Source organism: Aurantiacibacter xanthus (genome assembly GCF_003584015.1).
Taxonomy (GTDB): domain Bacteria; phylum Pseudomonadota; class Alphaproteobacteria; order Sphingomonadales; family Sphingomonadaceae; genus Alteraurantiacibacter; species Alteraurantiacibacter xanthus.
The window spans coordinates 1-17,492 of the sequence record NZ_QXFM01000017.1 but is presented as its reverse complement, the minus strand read 5'-3'; the positions used below and the strand labels follow the sequence as shown (position 1 = coordinate 17,492).

Annotated in this window: 18 protein-coding genes; 15 read left to right on the top strand and 3 right to left on the bottom strand. The window is 65.6% G+C overall.

Features of this window, described 5'->3' with window-relative positions; all coding sequences use genetic code 11:
* The 3 genes from D2V17_RS02590 to D2V17_RS02580 all read right to left on the bottom strand — a co-directional run.
* Window positions 1–1,189, bottom strand: a 1,189-nt coding sequence (locus tag D2V17_RS02590; RefSeq protein WP_245978465.1) for a PepSY-associated TM helix domain-containing protein, incomplete at its 3' end; no start/stop codon positions are given.
* The gene (locus D2V17_RS02585) at window positions 1,186–1,728 is read right to left on the bottom strand and encodes a hypothetical protein (protein ID WP_119591586.1); all 543 of its coding nucleotides are present in this window, start codon (window positions 1,726–1,728) and stop codon (window positions 1,186–1,188) included. The genes D2V17_RS02590 and D2V17_RS02585, both read right to left, overlap by 4 nt.
* A gap of 114 nt (window positions 1,729–1,842) precedes the next feature.
* Entirely contained in the window at window positions 1,843–2,295 is a 453-nt protein-coding gene (locus D2V17_RS02580) for a hypothetical protein (RefSeq protein WP_147367191.1), read from the bottom strand.
* A 55-nt stretch (window positions 2,296–2,350) separates the two neighbouring features.
* On the opposite strand from D2V17_RS02580, the gene glpX reads away from it, so the two are divergent.
* The 15 genes from glpX to D2V17_RS02505 all read left to right on the top strand — a co-directional run bounded on the left by glpX (window position 2,351) and on the right by D2V17_RS02505 (window position 16,967).
* Window positions 2,351–3,346, top strand: a complete 996-nt coding sequence (gene glpX, locus D2V17_RS02575) for a class II fructose-bisphosphatase (RefSeq protein WP_119591583.1) — start codon at window positions 2,351–2,353, stop codon at window positions 3,344–3,346.
* 311 nt (window positions 3,347–3,657) lie between these two features.
* Window positions 3,658–4,593 carry a ribose-phosphate pyrophosphokinase gene (locus D2V17_RS02570; RefSeq protein ID WP_119591582.1) on the top strand — a complete coding sequence of 312 codons (936 nt, stop codon included), beginning with the start codon at window positions 3,658–3,660 and terminating at the stop codon, window positions 4,591–4,593.
* Window positions 4,594–4,618: 25 nt separating this feature from the next.
* Window positions 4,619–5,041, top strand: coding sequence for a cupin domain-containing protein (locus D2V17_RS02565; protein ID WP_119591581.1), 423 nt, complete (start codon window positions 4,619–4,621; stop codon window positions 5,039–5,041).
* The gene (locus D2V17_RS02560; RefSeq protein ID WP_119591580.1) at window positions 5,041–5,838 is read left to right on the top strand and encodes an inositol monophosphatase family protein; all 798 of its coding nucleotides are present in this window, start codon (window positions 5,041–5,043) and stop codon (window positions 5,836–5,838) included. The genes D2V17_RS02565 and D2V17_RS02560 overlap by 1 nt, the downstream gene beginning before the upstream one ends.
* Window positions 5,839–5,981: 143 nt before the next feature.
* Window positions 5,982–6,185: a 50S ribosomal protein L35 gene (gene rpmI, locus D2V17_RS02555; RefSeq protein ID WP_119591579.1), complete on the top strand. Its 204-nt coding sequence runs from the start codon at window positions 5,982–5,984 to the stop codon at window positions 6,183–6,185.
* A gap of 25 nt (window positions 6,186–6,210) precedes the next feature.
* Window positions 6,211–6,570 carry a 50S ribosomal protein L20 gene (gene rplT, locus D2V17_RS02550; protein WP_119591578.1) on the top strand — a complete coding sequence of 120 codons (360 nt, stop codon included), beginning with the start codon at window positions 6,211–6,213 and terminating at the stop codon, window positions 6,568–6,570.
* A 281-nt stretch (window positions 6,571–6,851) separates the two neighbouring features.
* Entirely contained in the window at window positions 6,852–7,787 is a 936-nt protein-coding gene (locus D2V17_RS02545) for a helix-turn-helix domain-containing protein (RefSeq protein WP_220474051.1), read from the top strand.
* Between the two features lie 77 nt (window positions 7,788–7,864).
* The gene (gene pheS / locus D2V17_RS02540) at window positions 7,865–9,004 is read left to right on the top strand and encodes a phenylalanine--tRNA ligase subunit alpha (RefSeq protein WP_119591576.1); all 1,140 of its coding nucleotides are present in this window, start codon (window positions 7,865–7,867) and stop codon (window positions 9,002–9,004) included.
* A gap of 97 nt (window positions 9,005–9,101) precedes the next feature.
* Window positions 9,102–11,492, top strand: a complete 2,391-nt coding sequence (gene pheT / locus D2V17_RS02535) for a phenylalanine--tRNA ligase subunit beta (protein ID WP_119591575.1) — start codon at window positions 9,102–9,104, stop codon at window positions 11,490–11,492.
* A gap of 93 nt (window positions 11,493–11,585) precedes the next feature.
* The gene (locus D2V17_RS02530; RefSeq protein WP_119591574.1) at window positions 11,586–13,109 is read left to right on the top strand and encodes a peptide chain release factor 3; all 1,524 of its coding nucleotides are present in this window, start codon (window positions 11,586–11,588) and stop codon (window positions 13,107–13,109) included.
* Between the two features lie 204 nt (window positions 13,110–13,313).
* Window positions 13,314–13,886, top strand: coding sequence for a pyridoxamine 5'-phosphate oxidase family protein (locus tag D2V17_RS02525; RefSeq protein WP_119591585.1), 573 nt, complete (start codon window positions 13,314–13,316; stop codon window positions 13,884–13,886).
* Entirely contained in the window at window positions 13,883–14,605 is a 723-nt protein-coding gene (locus D2V17_RS02520) for an endonuclease/exonuclease/phosphatase family protein (RefSeq protein ID WP_119591573.1), read from the top strand. Before D2V17_RS02525 ends, D2V17_RS02520 begins: the two co-directional genes overlap by 4 nt.
* Before the next feature lie 133 nt (window positions 14,606–14,738).
* The gene (locus D2V17_RS02515; RefSeq protein ID WP_119591572.1) at window positions 14,739–15,077 is read left to right on the top strand and encodes a P-II family nitrogen regulator; all 339 of its coding nucleotides are present in this window, start codon (window positions 14,739–14,741) and stop codon (window positions 15,075–15,077) included.
* Window positions 15,078–15,094: 17 nt separating this feature from the next.
* Entirely contained in the window at window positions 15,095–16,429 is a 1,335-nt protein-coding gene (locus D2V17_RS02510; RefSeq protein ID WP_119591571.1) for an ammonium transporter, read from the top strand.
* 199 nt (window positions 16,430–16,628) lie between these two features.
* Window positions 16,629–16,967: a P-II family nitrogen regulator gene (locus D2V17_RS02505; protein WP_119591570.1), complete on the top strand. Its 339-nt coding sequence runs from the start codon at window positions 16,629–16,631 to the stop codon at window positions 16,965–16,967.
* Window positions 16,968–17,492: the final 525 nt, after the last annotated feature.

Below are 17,492 nucleotides of genomic sequence, written 5' to 3'. Positions count from 1 at the left end.
CGGTCATCCCGCACCAGGCGGCGCGCAGACGCGGGACCGGGCGGCCCTGCTGTTCGCGGCGGGCGAACCAGATTTTCATGCCCGAACTCGTCACCCAGGTCAGCGCAAGCGCCATGACGAAGTAGAACAGCTTGACCGGATAGCCGCCGAAGGTGCCGAAGTGCAGCGGGCTGACCATTGCCAGCGCGCGGATGCCGCCGGGCGCGCCTTCGCCGCTGTGGGTCTCCACGAATGCGCCCGAATTGCGGAACATCAGGCCCGAGCGCCCGTCGAGGGCGGCGTCTTCGGCCAGCCTGATCTGGGTCACGCCGCCGGCATTGTCGACATTGCCGACGATCACCGTCTCGACCGGCTTGCCGGTGGTCCGTGCCTCGCGCACCATTTTCGCAACCGGCGGGAAGCTGTCGAGCGGCTCGGCGACCACGGGTTGCAGGCCGAGAACCGAGGCTATGGCCCGGTCCTGATCGCCATCGTAGGCGATCATCGCCACCGCGCCCACGATCAGGCCCGACAGGCCGAGAAAGCCGCCGGTGAAAGTCAGCACCAGATGGAACGGCAGCCCCCAGACCGAGAGGCGGTTGTGCACGTCGGTCCAGGCGATCCGCCGGTTGCGCTCGATGCGCAGCCTGAACGCGTCGCGCACGATCGACGGATGCGCGAGAATGCCCGACAGGACGAGGCTGAACATGCACACCCCCAGCAGCCCCACAAGATAGCGTCCCCAGGGATCGGGCAGGTGGAGCGCGACGTGCAGTTCCTCGATCAGGTGCGAAAGCGGCATCTGCGCCTCGCCGAGCAATTCGCCCGTCGTGGGATCGGCGAACCAGTTGGACTGGTGGAGGGTTTTGTCCGCATCGCGCTGGTTCAGCCTGATCAGCAGGGCGGGGGCGAAGTCGCTCGGGCCGTAGGCGACCACGTTCTGCACACGCTGGCCGACAGTGCGCATGGCATAGGCGGATTCGAGCGCGGTCTGATAGGCTTCCGGCGTGGCGGCTGCGGCGGTGGGCGTGCCGGTGTTCTCCCACAGTGCGATCTCGTCGGCGAAGACGGTGAGGGCCCCGGTCAGCGAGACGATGTAGATCAGCGCGGCAAAGGCGAGCCCGAGAATCGAATGCGATTCGATCATTCGCGATACGAAGCGGCCGTTCGCGGGCTTGTTCGCTGCCGCCGCCTTGGTCTGCTGGTTCATAGGGCGAAGAAGATCCCGGCAAAGATGGCGGTGATAAGCAGCGGCGCGCCCAGCACGCGGGCAAGCCTGAGGTCGGCGGTGGCGTGAAGCGCGCCCGTGGCCCAGATCACCGGAACGATCAGCCCGCCGAACATCAGGCGGTTGACCTCTGCCCACGGCAGCTTGGTCGCCGCCACCGCGCCCACGGCCAGCGCCGCAATCAGATAGAGCGGCCCGGCAGCGACAAGTCGCAGGGCCAGCCCGAGCTTGCCGCCTCTGCTCGCCCTGGCGCTGGCCCGCTGGCGGCGGAATGCGTCACGGCCGATATGCGGCACCTGCACCAGCTGCGGCACGAAGCGGGCATAGGCGACAAGAGAGATGGTGAGAAAGGCCCAGGCGATCCCCGGTGCCGTGCCGAAGCGGGCGATCATCAGGGCGGTTGAACACAACAGCAGCGCAAGGCCGGTCCAGAACAGCAGGCGGCTGTGTTGTGACCCTTGCGCCTGCGACCAGGCCCCGATGCCGAGCATCTGCGCTCCAAAGCCTGCGATAGCGAGCATCATTCCCTTCCCCGAAAGCCGAGGTCGACCACCTAACCTGAAGGACTCCGTATGTAAATGAGACGCAATCGTAATAGGAGCTGCGGCTTGTGCCTGGTTCCCCGGAGATCGCTTCTATGGTGGGGGCAGGTCTTCGGCGCGATAGACGTGCTCGGCCTGTTCCGGTGTCAGCGCTTCGGGAATGGCGTCGAGGTCGATCAGGTAGATCGGCGGCGGTGCCCAGCCTCCGCGAAAACAGGCCGTCGCCTTGCCGCTGACCCAGCATGGCGGTTCCCGCAGGCCATCGAGCTGGTTCACCTGCGCCTCGATCGGCGGCGGCAGGACCGACATCGCCCTTCGCGTCTGCTCGCGCCGCCGTTCGACAGGGCCGCAGACGACGATGGTGTCGGGCTGCATCGCGTCGGGCTGGCACTCGTCGGGCCGGGCGAGATCCTCGCGCAGCTGTGCCCGTTGCCGCGCGGCCAGCTCTGCCGCGCTGGCTGCGCGGCGGTCCTGCGCCCAGAGCGACACCGGCACTGCCGCAATTGCGCAACAGATCGCCGTTAGGGCCACACTCCGGCTCGACATAGATTCGATCCCCACCTAAGCGATTGGCAGTAAGGCCACGAGGGATGAACCCAGTATGACAGACAAGTCCGCCGATATCGAAAGTGTTCTCGACCGCGTCCTCGTGCTCGAAATGGTCCGGGTGACCGAGGCTGCTGCGATTGCCGCCTCCAAGCTGATCGGTCGCGGCGACGAGAAGGCTGCCGACGCCGCTGCCGTCGAAGCGATGCGCGAGGCCTTCGATACCTTGTATATAGACGGCACCGTGGTGATCGGCGAGGGCGAGCGCGACGAAGCGCCGATGCTCTATATCGGCGAGAAGGTCGGCGGCGCGCCGGGCAAGGGCCCGAAGATCGACATCGCGCTCGATCCGCTGGAGGGCACCACGATCTGCGCCAAGGCGGGGCCGAACTCGCTGGCCGTGCTGGCGGCAGCGGAAGAGGGCGGCCTGCTGAACGCCCCCGACGTCTACATGCAGAAGCTGGCGGTGGGGCCGGGCTATCCCGAAGGCGTGATCAGCCTCGAGAAGAGCGTGCGCGAAAATGTCGAGGCCGTGGCCGCGGCCAAGGGCGTGCAGCCGAACGAGATCAACGTTTGCGTGCTCGACCGTCCGCGCCATGCCGAGCTGATCGCCGAGCTGCGCGAAATCGGCTGCGGCGTGGTGCTGATCGGCGACGGCGACGTGGCCGGCGTGATCGCGACCACCGATCAGGAAACCACCATCGACATGTACATGGGTTCAGGCGGCGCGCCCGAGGGTGTGCTGGCGGCAGCCGCGCTGCGCTGCGTGGGCGGGCAGTTCAACGGCAAGCTGCTGTTCCGCAACGACGATGAACGGGGCCGCGCGCGCAAGTGGGGGATCGAGGATCTCGACCGCATCTACAAGCTGGAAGACCTCGCCAGCGGCGACTGCATCTTTGCCGCAACCGGCGTGACCGAAGGTTCGCTGCTCGCGGGCGTGAAGACGCTGCGCCGTCCGGCGGGCGGCAGCGTGATGACCACCGAAAGCGTGGTGATGCGCGCCTCCTCGGGCACGGTGCGCTGGGTGAAGGGCGAGCACCGGATCGACTGAGGTCGGGCGGAGCAAGCCTTTCCTTCAGCGCGACGGCGCGCGCACCATAAGGTTAAACCATCGCGCTGGGTGAAGGGCGAGCATCGGATCGACTGAGGTCGACCAGAGCAGGTCTTTCTTTCAGCGCGACGGCGCGCGCACCATAAGGCCAAACCATCGCGCTGGGTGAAGGGCGAGCATCGGATCGACTGAGGCCGGTCGATCCGCAGCTTTCCCCGGTCTCTCGCTCTTTCGCAGGTTGCAATCATGTGACGCGCCGCTAGAGCGTGGCGCTTGAACAATCGCCTGCGCAATCTCGAGGGTTCTGCACCATGAAAATTATGTCCGGCAACGCCAACCTGCCGCTGGCGCGCGCCATTGCCGGCTATCTCGAAGTGCCGCTGACCGACGCCAGCGTGCGCCGCTTCGCCGACGAGGAGATCTTCGTCGAAATTCACGAGAACGTGCGCGGCGAGGATGTGTTCATCATCCAGCCGACGAGCTTCCCGGCCAACGACAACCTGATGGAACTGCTGATCGGGATCGACGCGCTGCGCCGTGCCTCGGCGCGCCGGATCACCGCCGTGGTGCCCTATTTCGGCTATGCCCGGCAGGACCGCAAACCCGGCCCGCGCACCCCGATTTCGGCCAAGCTGGTCGCCAACCTGATCACCGAGGCGGGCGCCAACCGCGTGCTCTCGGTCGACCTGCACGCCGGTCAGATTCAGGGCTTCTTTGATATCCCGACCGACAACCTCTATGCCGCGCCGGTCATGGCCGCGGACATTCAGGCGCGCTATGGCAACGAGGATCTGATGGTGGTCTCGCCCGACGTGGGCGGCGTGGTGCGCGCCCGTGCGCTGGCCAAGCGACTCGACAACGCGCCGCTCGCCATCGTCGACAAGCGGCGTGAGCGCCCCGGCGAATCGGAAGTGATGAACATCATCGGCAACGTGCAGGACCGCCACTGCATCCTGATCGACGACATCATCGATTCGGGCGGCACCCTGTGCAATGCGGCCACCGCGCTGCTGGAGCATGGCGCCAAGAGCGTCGCCGCCTACATCACGCACGGCGTGCTGTCGGGCGGTGCGGTGGCGCGGGTCAACGGCTCGGCGCTGAAGGAGCTGGTGATTACCGATTCGATCCTGCCGACCGAGGCGAGCATGGCGTCCGACCGCATCCGGGTGTTGAGCGTCGCGCCGCTGGTGGGTGAGGCGATCCGCCGTATCGCCGACGAAAGCAGCGTGTCGAGCCTGTTCGACTAAGGACCATTCGGCGAGGGAGACCGTCATGCCAGCAGCCATCCGGACCCGTTTGAGCCTGCCGCTGCTGGCCGTTGCCCTTGCCGCCTCCAGCGCCGGCTTCGCGCAGGAGGCTGCTCCGCAGGCGGGCTGGACCCCGCCGATCGGCCCGAACCCCGTGTTCGACACCGAGCCTGCCGCTGCGCCGGGGCACCGGCTGATCGTCACCGACCTCAACCTCGGCCCCGATGCGGTGGGCGAGCCCCATTCGCACCCCTGGGAAGAGTTCCTCTATGTCATCGAAGGTCAGGCGCTGGTCGGCCTGCCCGGTGCCGAGCCGCTGGCGGTCTCTCCCGGCGAGACCTTCGTGATCCCGCCGCGCGTGGTCCACACCCCGAAGGCCGGGCCCGAAGGCGTGCGTGCGATTGTGGTCCGTGTGCATCTGGCCGACGATCCGGTGACCCTGCCCTGATGCGACTCGACGCCGAAATTGCCCTCGCGGCCCGTCTGGCCGAGGCTGCGCGGACGGAAATCCGTCCGCTGTTCCGCACCGCGCTTGATTCGGAGGCCAAGTCCGACGCCTCGCCGGTGACGATTGCCGACCGCAACGCCGAGGCGGCGATGCGCAAGCTGATCGAGGCCGAGTTCTCCGCCGATGGTATCCATGGCGAGGAATATGGCGTGAAAGAGGGCAAGTCGGGCCGGGTCTGGGTGCTTGACCCGATCGACGGGACCACCGCCTTCCTCGCCGGTCGCCCGATTTTTGCGACGCTGATCGCGCTGCTGGTCGATGACTTTCCGGTGCTCGGCATGATCGATCAGCCGATCACCGGCGAGCGCTGGCTCGGTGTGACCGGCAAGCCCACCACCTTCAACGGCGAAGCGGTGACTACGCGCAGCTGCCGCGAACTGTCGCAGGCCGCCATCGCCACCACCGGCCCGCACTATTTCAGCCAGGCCGAGGGTGACGTGTTCATGGCACTCGCCGCCAAGACCAACCACAAGCGCATGGTCATGGGCGGCGACTGCTACAACTACGCCTGCCTCGCCTCGGGCCAGCTCGACATCGTGTGCGAAGCGGGCCTTAAGCTGCACGACTTTGCCGCGCTGGTGCCGGTGGTCGAAGGTGCAGGCGGGCTGATGTGCGACTGGGCGGGCGAGCCGCTCCACGCCGGGTCCGATGGCACCGTGCTGGCGCTGGGCGATCCGGCGCGGCTGGAAGACGTGCTTGAGGCCATGGCGGGCCATGAGGGGCACGATCACCATTAAGGCCTGCCGGGCAATCGCGCCGCTTGCCTTTTGCTGGCATTTGTCTAAGAGCCCCCGCTTCACCGACACGTGATTCATCTGCCTGCCTGGCGAAAAGGGCTGCCAGGGCCGGTTGGACGTGTCTCTGTTTGAAGGAGATGAAAATGCCCAAGCTGAAGACCAAGAGCGGCGTGAAAAAGCGCTTCAAGCTCACCGCCACTGGCAAGGTCAAGCATGGTGTCGCCGGCAAGCGTCACCGCCTGATCAGCCACAATGCGAAGTATATTCGCCAGAACCGCGGCACCGATGTGCTGTCCGAAGCGGACGTGAAGCACATCAAGAAGTGGGCCCCTTACGGCCTCAACTGAGCCTGCGCGCTAAAGGAGATATACTATGCCTCGCATCAAACGCGGTGTAACCACCCGCGCCAAGCACAAGCGGATTCTGGATCAGGCGAAGGGCTATCGCGGCCGTCGCAAGAACACGATTCGCGTCGCCCGTCAGGCCGTCGAGAAGGCCGGCCAGTACGCCTATCGCGACCGCAAGGTGAACAAGCGCAACTTCCGCGCCCTGTGGATCCAGCGTATCAACGCTGCGGTGCGCGCCGAAGGCCTGACCTATTCGCAGTTCATCCACGGCACCAAGCTGGCCGGGATCGAGCTGGACCGTAAGGTGATGGCCGACCTCGCGATGAACGAGAGCGCCGCTTTCGGCCTCATCATCAAGCAGGCGAAGGAAGCTCTGCCCGCCTGATCGGGCGGCTGCTTTCCAAACCAGACAAGACAAAGGGCGCGTTCGGCATTGGCCGGGCGCGCCCTTTGTCTTGTCTGACGTCTTGTTCTGTCAGGCAGGAACCTGGCTGGCCTGTCTGACAGAACCGGAAATTTGAAAGTTTCGGTTGCCAAGTCGTTAGAATACGGCGATTATTGTTTGCAGGGAGTGGCTGCTGAGAGCGGCGAAAATTGCAGTGAGGCAAACGGCTGGTCGCGCGCTGGCCCTTTCGCCTGCTCTGCCAGCGAATGAGGCCCTGTGCGTTGAGTGATCCTGGGATGCCGTCGTTCACTCTGGAGGTTCGGTTTTTTCACCTTTCCCCGGAACTCTCCCCCTACTTCACCGCGCTATACCGCTTTGCCCTGACCTGCGACGAGGGGGTGACCGTTGCCGATTCGCTGCACCCCGAATGGGCAGCCATGCGCTTTACCTATGCTGGTACGCCACCGGTTGCCTGCGTTATCCCCTCTGCCATGGAGCAATGCCCGCCGTTCGCGGTCAGCGGGCCGACCAGCCGGGCGATCGACTTTCGGCTCAGCACCTCGCGAATCTTCGGCCTTGGCCTCCATCCGGCGGGCTGGGCGCGCTTTATCGGCCAGCCGGCGGCCTCGTTCAGGAACCGTATCGGTGACGGCGAGGCCTGCGGCTTCGAGGTCTTTGCTCCGCTGTTGCGCCTCATCGATGCGGTGGGAGGCGACGACGATGCCGCCGCTGCGGCGATCAACGGCTTTCTGCTTGACCTCGATGCGCGCACGCCGCCCGTTCCGGCGCGGGTGCTGGCCTGTCAGGAGGCGATCAAGGATGCCGATCTCAACGATGTTGACGATCTGGCCGAGCGGGTCGGCACCAGCCGCCGGTCGCTCGAACGCCTGTGCAGCCAGTATTTCGGTTTCCCGCCCAAGACGCTGCTGCGCCGCCAGCGGTTTCTGCGCAGCCTCGCCCGGTTCATGCTTGAACCGCGCGGGAGCTGGAGCAATGCGCTTGACCGGCACTATTACGATCAGGCCCATTTCGTGCGGGATTTCCGGGCCATTATGGGCATGACCCCCTCGGACTATGCGGAAATGCCGCATCCGATTCTCGACCGGATCATCGCCCAGCGCATGGTCGATCAGGGCGCCGTGGCGCAAACCGACCTGCCGACGATCCTGCGATATGGCGGCGGAAAGGCCCCTCGCAGCGCCGAGAAGGCGAAATAGGGCTTGGGGGGCGGGCGCAGGCTCGCTAACAGGCCCGGCTTGTCGGCCAACAAATTGCCAAAGAATTGCTAGTGAGCATGTCGGAAACACACACGATCGAACACGACGCGAAAGCGCGCATTGCGGCAGCAGCCGATCTGGCTGCCCTTGAGGCGCTGCGCGTCGAATTTCTGGGCAAGCAGGGCTCGGTCTCGGCGCTGATGAAGACGCTCGGCAAGATGAGCCCGGAAGAGCGCCAGACCAAGGGGCCCGAGATCCAGGCCCTGCGGCAGGCGGTCACCGATGAACTGGCTGCGCGCAAGGACGTGCTCGAAGCAGCGGCGCTGGAAGCGAAGCTCGCTGCCGAGACGCTTGACCTGACCCTGCCCGCGCCCGAAGCTCCGCGCGGCTCCGTCCACCCGGTCAGTCAGGTGATGGACGAGCTGGCCGAGATCTTCGCCGACCTCGGCTTTGCCGTCGCCACCGGCCCCGAGATCGAGGACGACTGGTACAACTTCACCGCGCTCAACATGCCCGAAAGCCACCCGGCGCGGGCCATGCACGATACGTTCTACTTCCCCGATCCCGCCCCCAGTGGCGCTGCCAGTGGCAGCAATGCCGGGCGCATGGTGCTGCGCACGCACACCAGCCCGGTGCAGGTGCGCACGATGATGGACGTGGTGAAGGAGAACCCGGCGGGTGCGCCTTTGCGCATCATCGCGCCGGGCCGCGTCTATCGCAGCGACAGCGACGCCACCCACACCCCGATGTTCCACCAGATCGAAGGTCTGGTGATCGACAAGGGCATTCACCTCGGCCACCTCAAGTGGACGCTGGAGACCTTCCTCAAGGCCTTCTTCGAGAACGAGGACATCGTGATCCGCCTGCGCCCGAGCTACTTCCCCTTCACCGAGCCTTCGGTCGAGGCCGACGTCGGCTTCGCGCTGGTTGAGGGCAAGCGCGTGCTCGGCGGCAGTGGTGACGAACCGGGGCATGGCTGGATGGAGCTGCTCGGCAGCGGCATGGTCAACCGCCGGGTGATCGAAATGAGCGGGCTCGATCCCGACCAGTGGCAGGGCTTTGCCTTCGGTGTCGGCGTCGATCGGCTCGCCATGCTCAAATACGGGATGGACGATTTGCGCGCCTTCTTCGACGGCGATGCCCGCTGGCTGTCGCACTATGGTTTCCCGGCGCTGGCTCAGCCGACGCTGTCCGCCGGTGTAGGAGAACGCGCATGACAGAGCTTCTCACCCTTGCCACCGTTCGTCTCGAGCGTAGTCGAGAGACGATGGGCACTGTGTCTCGACTTCGCTCGACACGAACGGAGATCGCGGCATGAAGTTCTCGCTCGAATGGCTGAAGTACTTCCTCGACACCGAGGCAAGCCTTGCCGACATCGCCGCCAGGCTCAACGAAATCGGCATCGAGGTCGAGGGGATCGAAGACCCTTCCGAGGCGCTGGCGGGCTTCCGCGTGGCGAAGGTGCTCACCGCAAAGCCGCACCCCGATGCGGACAAGCTGCAGGTGCTGACGGTCGATAACGGTTCGGGCGAGATCCAGCAGGTCGTCTGCGGCGCGCCCAATGCGCGTGCTGGCCTGGTTGGTGTGCTCGGTTCGCCGGGTGCCACGGTTCCGGCCAACGGCATGGTGCTGCGCAAGGCGGCGATCCGCGGGGTCGAATCGTCGGGCATGATGTGCTCGACCCGCGAGCTGGAGCTGGGCGAGGATCACGACGGCATTATTGAATTGCCCGAAGACGCGCCCATCGGCACCGATTTTGCCGAGTACCACGGCGCATCGCCGGTGCTTGACGTGGCGATCACGCCCAACCGGCCCGATTGCATGGGTGTCTACGGCATCGCCCGCGACCTTGCGGCGGCGGGCCTTGGCGCGCTGAAGCCGCTGAAGAGCTTCGAAATCGAAGAGGCGTTCGACTGCCCGGTCGAGATCCGCACCGACGATCCCGAGGGTTGCCCCGCTTTCTACGCCCGCGTGGTGCGCGGCGTGACCAATGGCGCGTCGCCCGACTGGATGCAGGCGCGGCTCAAGGCAGCGGGCCAGCGCCCGATTTCGGCCTTGGTCGACATCACCAACTATATGTCGCTCGCCTTCGGGCGCCCGGCGCACGTTTACGACCTCGCCAAGCTGACCGGCCCGGTGGTCGCGCGTCGTGCCAAGGACGGCGAGCAGGTGGTGGCGCTTAACGACAAGACCTACACGCTCGATTCCACGATGACCGTGATCGCCGACGACAACGGCGTCCACGATATCGCCGGGATCATGGGCGGGCTGGATAGCTCGGTGAGCGAGAGCACCACCGACGTCCTGCTCGAAATCGCCTATTTCAACCCCGAGACCATCGGCGTGACGGGCCGCAAGCTCGGCCTTGCGAGCGATGCCCGCACCCGGTTCGAGCGCGGGGTCGATCCGGCCTGGCTCGACGAGGGGCTGCAAGGCCTGACCTCGCTGGTCCAGCGCCTGTGCGGCGGTGAGGCGAGCACGGCAGCGCGCGCCGGTTCGTCGCCGAGCGAGCCCAAGGTGATCGCCTTCGATCCGGGCCTGACCGCAAGGCTGGGCGGCGTGAGCGTCGACGAGGCCGAGCAGAAGCGCATCCTCGAAGCGCTCGACTTCGCGGTCGATGGAAGCTGGAACGTGACCGTGCCGCTGCGTCGCCACGATGTGGAAGGCGCTGCCGATTTGGTCGAGGAAGTCGTGCGTATCCACGGGCTCGACAAGGTGGCCTCGGTTGCCCTGCCGCGCGCTGACGGTGTGGCCCGTCCGACCGCCACTCCGGCGCAGGCGCTGGAGCGGCGGGTGCGCCGTGCAGCGGCGGCGCGCGGGCTCAACGAGGCGGTGACCTGGTCGTTCCTGCCCGAGGCCGAGGCCGAACTGTTCGCCGAGGGCCCGCTGTGGGTGCTCGACAACCCGATCAGCGAAGACCTCAAGGGCATGCGCCCCTCGCTGCTGCCGGGGCTGATTTCGGCGGCCAAGCGCAACCTCGATCGGGGTGCAAGCTCGCTGCGGCTGTTCGAGATCGGGCGGCGCTACCTGCGCGGCAAGGGCGGCGTGAGCGACGAGCGCCTGACGCTCGGTGTGGTGCTGGCGGGCGACAAGGCCCCGCGCGGCTGGGCAAGTGGCAAGGCGCAGGGCTTCGACGCCTTCGACGCCAAGGCCGAGGCCATGGCGCTGCTCGCCGAGGCGGGGGCGCCGGTCGACAAGTTGCAGGTGATGGGCGAGGCGGGCGAGCAGTTCCACCCCGGCCAGTCGGCGACCCTGCGGCTGGGCCCGAAGAACGTGCTGGCGCGCTTCGGCACGCTGCATCCGCGCACGCTGGCGGAGTTCGATGTCGATGGCCCGGTGGTCGCGGTCGAGCTGTTCCTCGATGCGATTCCGGCCAAGAAGGGCGCGGCAAGCTTCGCCAAGCCGCACTTCGCGCCGCCCGCGCTTCAGCCGGTGCTGCGCGACTTCGCTTTCCTCGTGCCGCGCGACCTTCCGGCGGGCGACCTCCAGCGCGCGGTCAAGGGCGCGGACAAGGCGAATATCGTCGATGCCCGCGTGTTCGACGTGTTCGCAGGGCAGGGCGTGCCCGAGGGCAAGAAAAGCGTCGCGGTGGAGGTAACGCTCCAGCCGGGCGAGAAGAGCTACGTCGAACAGGACCTGAAGGACATTATCGATCGCATCGTAACGGCCGTTTCCAAGCAAACGGGTGGCCTTATTCGCGGCTGATCACAAACCCGTTTGCCCTGAGCTTGTCGAAGGGCTGCTTTCACTTCTAGAAAGGGCAGGGCTTCGACAGGCTCAGCCCGATCGGTTGAGTTTATGACTTCGAACAGACGCACCTTCGCGATCATCTCGCACCCTGACGCGGGTAAGACCACGCTGACGGAAAAGCTGCTGCTGCAAGGCGGCGCGATCCACCTTGCCGGGCAGGTCAAGGCGCGCGGCGATGCGCGGCGTGCCCGCTCAGACTGGATGAAGATCGAGCAGCAGCGCGGCATCTCGGTCACCTCCTCGGTGATGACCTTCGAGAAGGACGGCATCACCTTCAACCTGCTCGACACGCCGGGGCACGAGGACTTCTCCGAAGACACCTACCGCACGCTGACCGCGGTCGATTCGGCGATCATGGTGATCGACGCGGCCAAGGGCATCGAGCCGCAGACCCGCAAGCTGTTCGAGGTCTGCCGTTTGCGCTCGGTGCCGATCATGACCTTCGTCAACAAGGTCGACCGCGAGGGCCGCGATCCGTTCGAGACGCTCGACGAGGTGGCCGATGCGCTGGCGCTCGATGTCAGCCCGCAGATGTGGCCGATCGGCATGGGCGGGCTGTTCGAAGGCCTGCTCGATTTCCGCACCGGGCTGGTGGCGCGCCCCGAAGGCGCGTCCAAGGAATTTCTCGGCAAGCGCGAGACCGATGCCGCGATCCCCGAGCGCTATGCCGAGGAAATCGAACTGGCGCAGGCGGGCTATCCCGAGTTCGATCTCGAAGCCTACCGCAACGGCGACCTGACCCCGGTCTATTTCGGCTCGGCGCTGAAGAACTTCGGCGTCGAGGAGCTGATCACCGCGATTGCCGACTTCGCCCCGCCGCCGCGTCCGCAGCCTGCGGGCGAGGAGCTGATCGGCACCGATCACGGCGAGGTCACCGGCTTCATCTTCAAGGTCCAGGCCAATATGGACCCCAACCACCGCGACCGGATCGCCTTCATGCGGCAGGTCTCGGGCACCTTCAAACGCGGCATGAAGCTGACCCCGAGCGGGCTCGGCAAGCCGATTGCGGTGCACTCGCCGATCCTGTTCTTCGCGCAGGACCGCGAGATCGCCGATACCGCCGAGCCGGGCGACATCATCGGCATTCCCAACCACGGCACCTTGCGTGTGGGCGATACGCTGAGCGAGACGAACAAGGTCCGCTTCACCGGCCTGCCCAACTTCGCGCCGGAAATCCTGCGCCGCGTGCAATTGAAAGATCCGACCAAGACCAAGCAACTCAGAAAGGCGCTCGACGACCTCTCGGAAGAGGGCGTGATTCAGGTGTTCTACCCGCTGATCGGCGGATCGAGCATCGTCGGCGTGGTCGGCCAGCTGCAGCTCGACGTGCTGGTCTCGCGGCTCTCGGCGGAATACAAGGTGGAGGCCAATCTCGAAGCCTCGCCCTTTGCCACGGCGCGCTGGCTCAAGGGCAGCGATGCGGCGAAGGACGCGTTCGAGAAGTTCAACCAGGGCAATATCGCGCATGACCGCGATGGCGATCTCGTGTTCATGGCCAAGTCCTCGTGGGACGTGGGCTATCAGCAGGAGAAGAACCCCGAGCTGACCTTCTCCGCCACCAAGGAACGCTGACAGGTTGACGAAGTTGACAGCGTGATGATGGTTTGATCGGGCAATTTTGTTTCGTAATCAGAAGGTTGTGCCAGTCCTCCGAAGTTGACACTTGGGCGGATTCGCGCGCGAAAGGGTGGGTTCGGACGTGTCAAAGAGCCCGTCTGCCGTGCCATAAGGCGCTGCCTGTAGGAAAGTGCCCGGTCTGCGCCTATAACCATGGCCATGGCCACATTCTTCGACGCGCTCGACGAGAAACATATCGCGATGATCGCGCAGCAGCCGGTGTTCTTTGTCGCCACGGCGGCGGCGGACGCGCGGATCAACCTCTCGCCCAAGGGCTATGACGCCTTCCGCGTGCTCGGCCCGAACCGGGTTGCCTATCTCGACCTTGGCGGCTCGGGCAACGAAACCAACGCCCACCTGCTTGCCGACGATAATGGCCAGGGCGGCCGCATCACGATCATGTTCTGCAACTTCCAGCAGCCCGCGCAAATCCTGCGCCTCTACGGGCGCGGCAATCCGGTGCTGCCATGGGAAAGCGGCTGGGACGAGCTGGCCGGGCACTTCACCCTGCTGCCCGGCACCCGCCAGATCTTCGATATCGCGGTCGAAAGCGTGCAGACGAGCTGCGGCTACGGTGTCCCGCTGATGGAGCTGAAGCAGGAGCGGCAGGCGCTGGTGAAGTATCATGCGCAGGCCGATCCGGTTGAATGGAAGGGGAAGTTCATGCGGGCGAAGGGCAGCATCGACGGCCTGCCCACGCGCGTGACCGACCGCTACATCGCAGGCGAATGACCGAACTCACCTTCGCCAGCTACAACGTGCACAAGGCGGTCGGCGCGGACCGGCGGCGCGATCCCGAGCGTATCCTCGCGGTGATCGACGAACTCGGCGCCGATGTGGTCGGCCTGCAGGAGGTGGACCTCAGGCTCGGCCCGCGCGCCAGCGTGTTCGAACGCGCGCGGCTCGAACATCTCGGCTGGCAACTGGCCTCGGTGCCGATGAAACCCGCGAGCCTCGGCTGGCATGGCAATATGCTGCTGGTGCGCGAGGGGCTGACGATTGATGCGGTCGACGCCGTGCACTTGCCAAGGCTCGAACCGCGCGGCGCGCTCACCGCCAGCTTGCGGGTGGACGGCCAGCCGATCCGGGTGACCTCCATGCACCTCGATTTGTCGGGGCTGCGACGCAAGGCGCAGCTGGCGCTTCTGTGCGCGGCGGGCCGGGCCAGCGGACAGCCTGCGCTGATGCTGGGCGATCTCAACGCCTGGCTTGCTCACCCCGAGCGGCTGCGCGGACTGCATGACTACTGGTCGGTGCTGACGCCGGGGCGCAGTTTCCCGGCGCGCGGGCCGCTTCTGTCGCTCGACCGGATGATCGTCAGCCCGCACTGGCGCTGCGAGCAGCTGGAGGTGTTCCGCTCGCCACTGGCACGCGAGGCCTCGGATCATCTGCCGATCCGCGCGCGGCTCACGCTCGATGCACAAAATTTAGGCACAGCGCCCACGCAATAGGCAGCTGCGGTGCTTAACAACGCGGCAGACTCCGTAAACGATCCCTGAATCCTGCGATTGTCGAAACTGGCACGCTGCTTGCGAGGCTGTGTCATGGCCGGGGGCGTGCCCGGCAAGGCAACAGGGGTTTGAGATGAAGTTCATCATCGCCATAATCAAACCGTTCAAGCTCGATGAGGTGCGTGAAGCACTCGCGGGGCTGGGCGTGGCCGGGATGACGGTCTCGGAAGTGAAGGGCTTCGGTCGACAGAAGGGGCAGACCGAAATCTACCGCGGCGCCGAGTATTCGGTGAACATGCTTCCCAAGGTGAAGCTGGAGATCGCGGTCACCACCGAGCTTATGCCGAAGGTCGTCGAGACCATCCAGCAAACCGCCAGCACCGAAAGCATCGGCGACGGCAAGATCTTCGTGCTCGATCTCGCATCGGCAACGCGGATCCGCACCGGCGAAACCGACGAAACCGCGCTGTGACGAGGGGGATGCAATCCATGAAAAACACTCTGTTCAAACTGGGCACCGCCGCGTTTGGCGCGCTGGCCCTGGCCACGCCGGCCTTCGCACAGGAAGCGGCTGAAGCCGCTGCTGCGGTCCCCAATCCGGGCAACAACGCCTGGATGATGACCGCCACCGTGCTGGTCATGATGATGATCCTGCCGGGTCTGGCGCTGTTCTACGGCGGCCTGACCCGCTCGAAGAACATGCTCTCCACGATGACCCAGATCGGCGCCACGGCGGCGCTCGCGATGATTATCTGGATCATGTACGGCTATTCGATGGCCTTCGGCCCCGAGAGCGTTCCGGGCCTCGAATCGTTCATCTCCAGCGGTTCGCTGTTCCTCTCCTCGGTCACCCCGGACACCACGGCGGCGACCTTCTCGGATGAGGTCATCAGCGAATATGTCTTCGTCAGCTTCCAGATGACCTTCGCCGCGATCACCGCTGCGCTGATCCTGGGCGCGACGGCCGAGCGCATGAAGTTCTCGGCGACGATGCTGTTCACGATCCTGTGGCTGACGGTGGTCTACTTCCCGATCGCGCACATGGTGTGGGCGGGCGGCGGTCTGCTGTTCGAAATGGGCGCTCTGGACTTTGCCGGCGGCACCGTGGTGCACATCAACGCCGGTGTCTCGGGCCTCGTTCTCGCCTTCCTGCTGGGCAAGCGCAAGGGCTACCCGACCGAGCCGATGCCGCCGCACTCGCTGACGCTGACCATGGTCGGCACCGGCCTGCTGTGGGTTGGCTGGTTCGGCTTCAACGCCGGTTCGGAACTCGAAGCCGATGGCTTTGCCGGTCTCGCCATGATCAACACCTTCGTCGCCACCGCTGCCGGCGGCCTCGCATGGATGGTCATCGAGAAGCTGGCTGGCCACAAGGGTTCGGCACTGGGCCTGTGCTCGGGCATCATTGCCGGTCTCGTGGCCATCACCCCGGCGGCTGGCAACTCCGGCCCGTTCGGCGCGGTCCTGCTCGGCATCGTGTCGTCGCTGGTCTGCTACTTCGCGGTGGCCAAGCTCAAGCCTGCGCTCGGCTATGACGACAGCCTCGACGCTTTCGGCATCCACGGCATCGGCGGCATCGTCGGCGCCATCGGCACCGGCTTCGTGAACACCCTGTTTGCCGGGCCGGGCAATGGCGATGCCAGCTCGATGATGGCTCAGGTGATGATCCAGATCATCGCCGTGGTCGTGGCCATCGCATGGGCGGCGATCGGTACGCTGATCGTTGGCCTGATCGTGAAGTTCACGGTGGGTCTGCGGGTTTCGGAAGAGACCGAGGTCAACGGCCTCGACATCTCGGAACACGGCGAACGCGCCTACAACTGATCACAAGTTTGGCGGGGTCAGGCTCTTCCTCCTCTCCCCCTGATCCCGCCTCCCGACGTTCCTCCTGCGAACGAACACCTTGAAAGGGCCGGAGCTACCCGCTCCGGCCCCCTTTTTTTTGTGGGCCGTCCGTGCAAGAGGGGCTTGTCTGCAGGGCGGGCACTGTGCCGACCTTGCGGCAAAGCGGAGGAACCAGGCGATGAAAATGGTGATTGCGGTGATCAAGCCGCACAAGCTCGAACCGGTGCGCGAGGCGCTTGCCGCGATTGGCGTCGCCGGACTCACCGCCAACGAGGTCAAGGGCTTCGGTCGCCAGAAGGGCCAGACCGAGATCTATCGCGGGGCCGAGTATTCGGTGAACATGTTGCCCAAGGTGCGGCTGGAGATCGCCGTGACCGACGACCTTGCCCCGCGTGTCGTGGAAACGATCCGACTTGCCGCCAACACCGAGACCATCGGTGACGGCAAGATCTTCGTGCTCGATCTGGGCGACGCGGTCCGCATTCGCACTGGCGAGACGGGCGAGCACGCCCTCTGACGGCGTGCTGGCAGCGCCCTGCCAGCGGCCCGACAAACCGATTCGCAGCGGGCTGTTCCGGCAGCTCCGACAATTGCGCGAGGCCCGGCTCCGGGCCTGTCCTTTGCACCGTAGCGAACGGCGCGAAGCGGGCTCTGACAGCTATAAAACGCGCGTAACCCAGTCGTAATCTTAAAACATTCGCGTCACCGGGATTTCTAGGTTATACACAGCAAATGGAAGTGGCGGGGCATCGCCACCGCTTCCGGCCGGGGGTCTTCGTCCGAATTCCGCGGCATCGTTTCAGGACGGAAACTTAGGGTTTTTGGTTTAGATGGGTTACGACAGAGGACGTCGCGGACGGGGACGCGACAAGCGGGACAACATTGGCGGCGAAGGCTTCGATCCCTTCTTTGACGGTGGTGCACCCTCGGACGGCGGCTGGCGCGGTGGCGACAGCGGCAGTCGCGGAGGTTTCGGCGGTGGCGGCGATCGCTTCGGCGGCGGCAACCGGTTCGACGATGATCGTGGTTCGCGTGGCGGCGG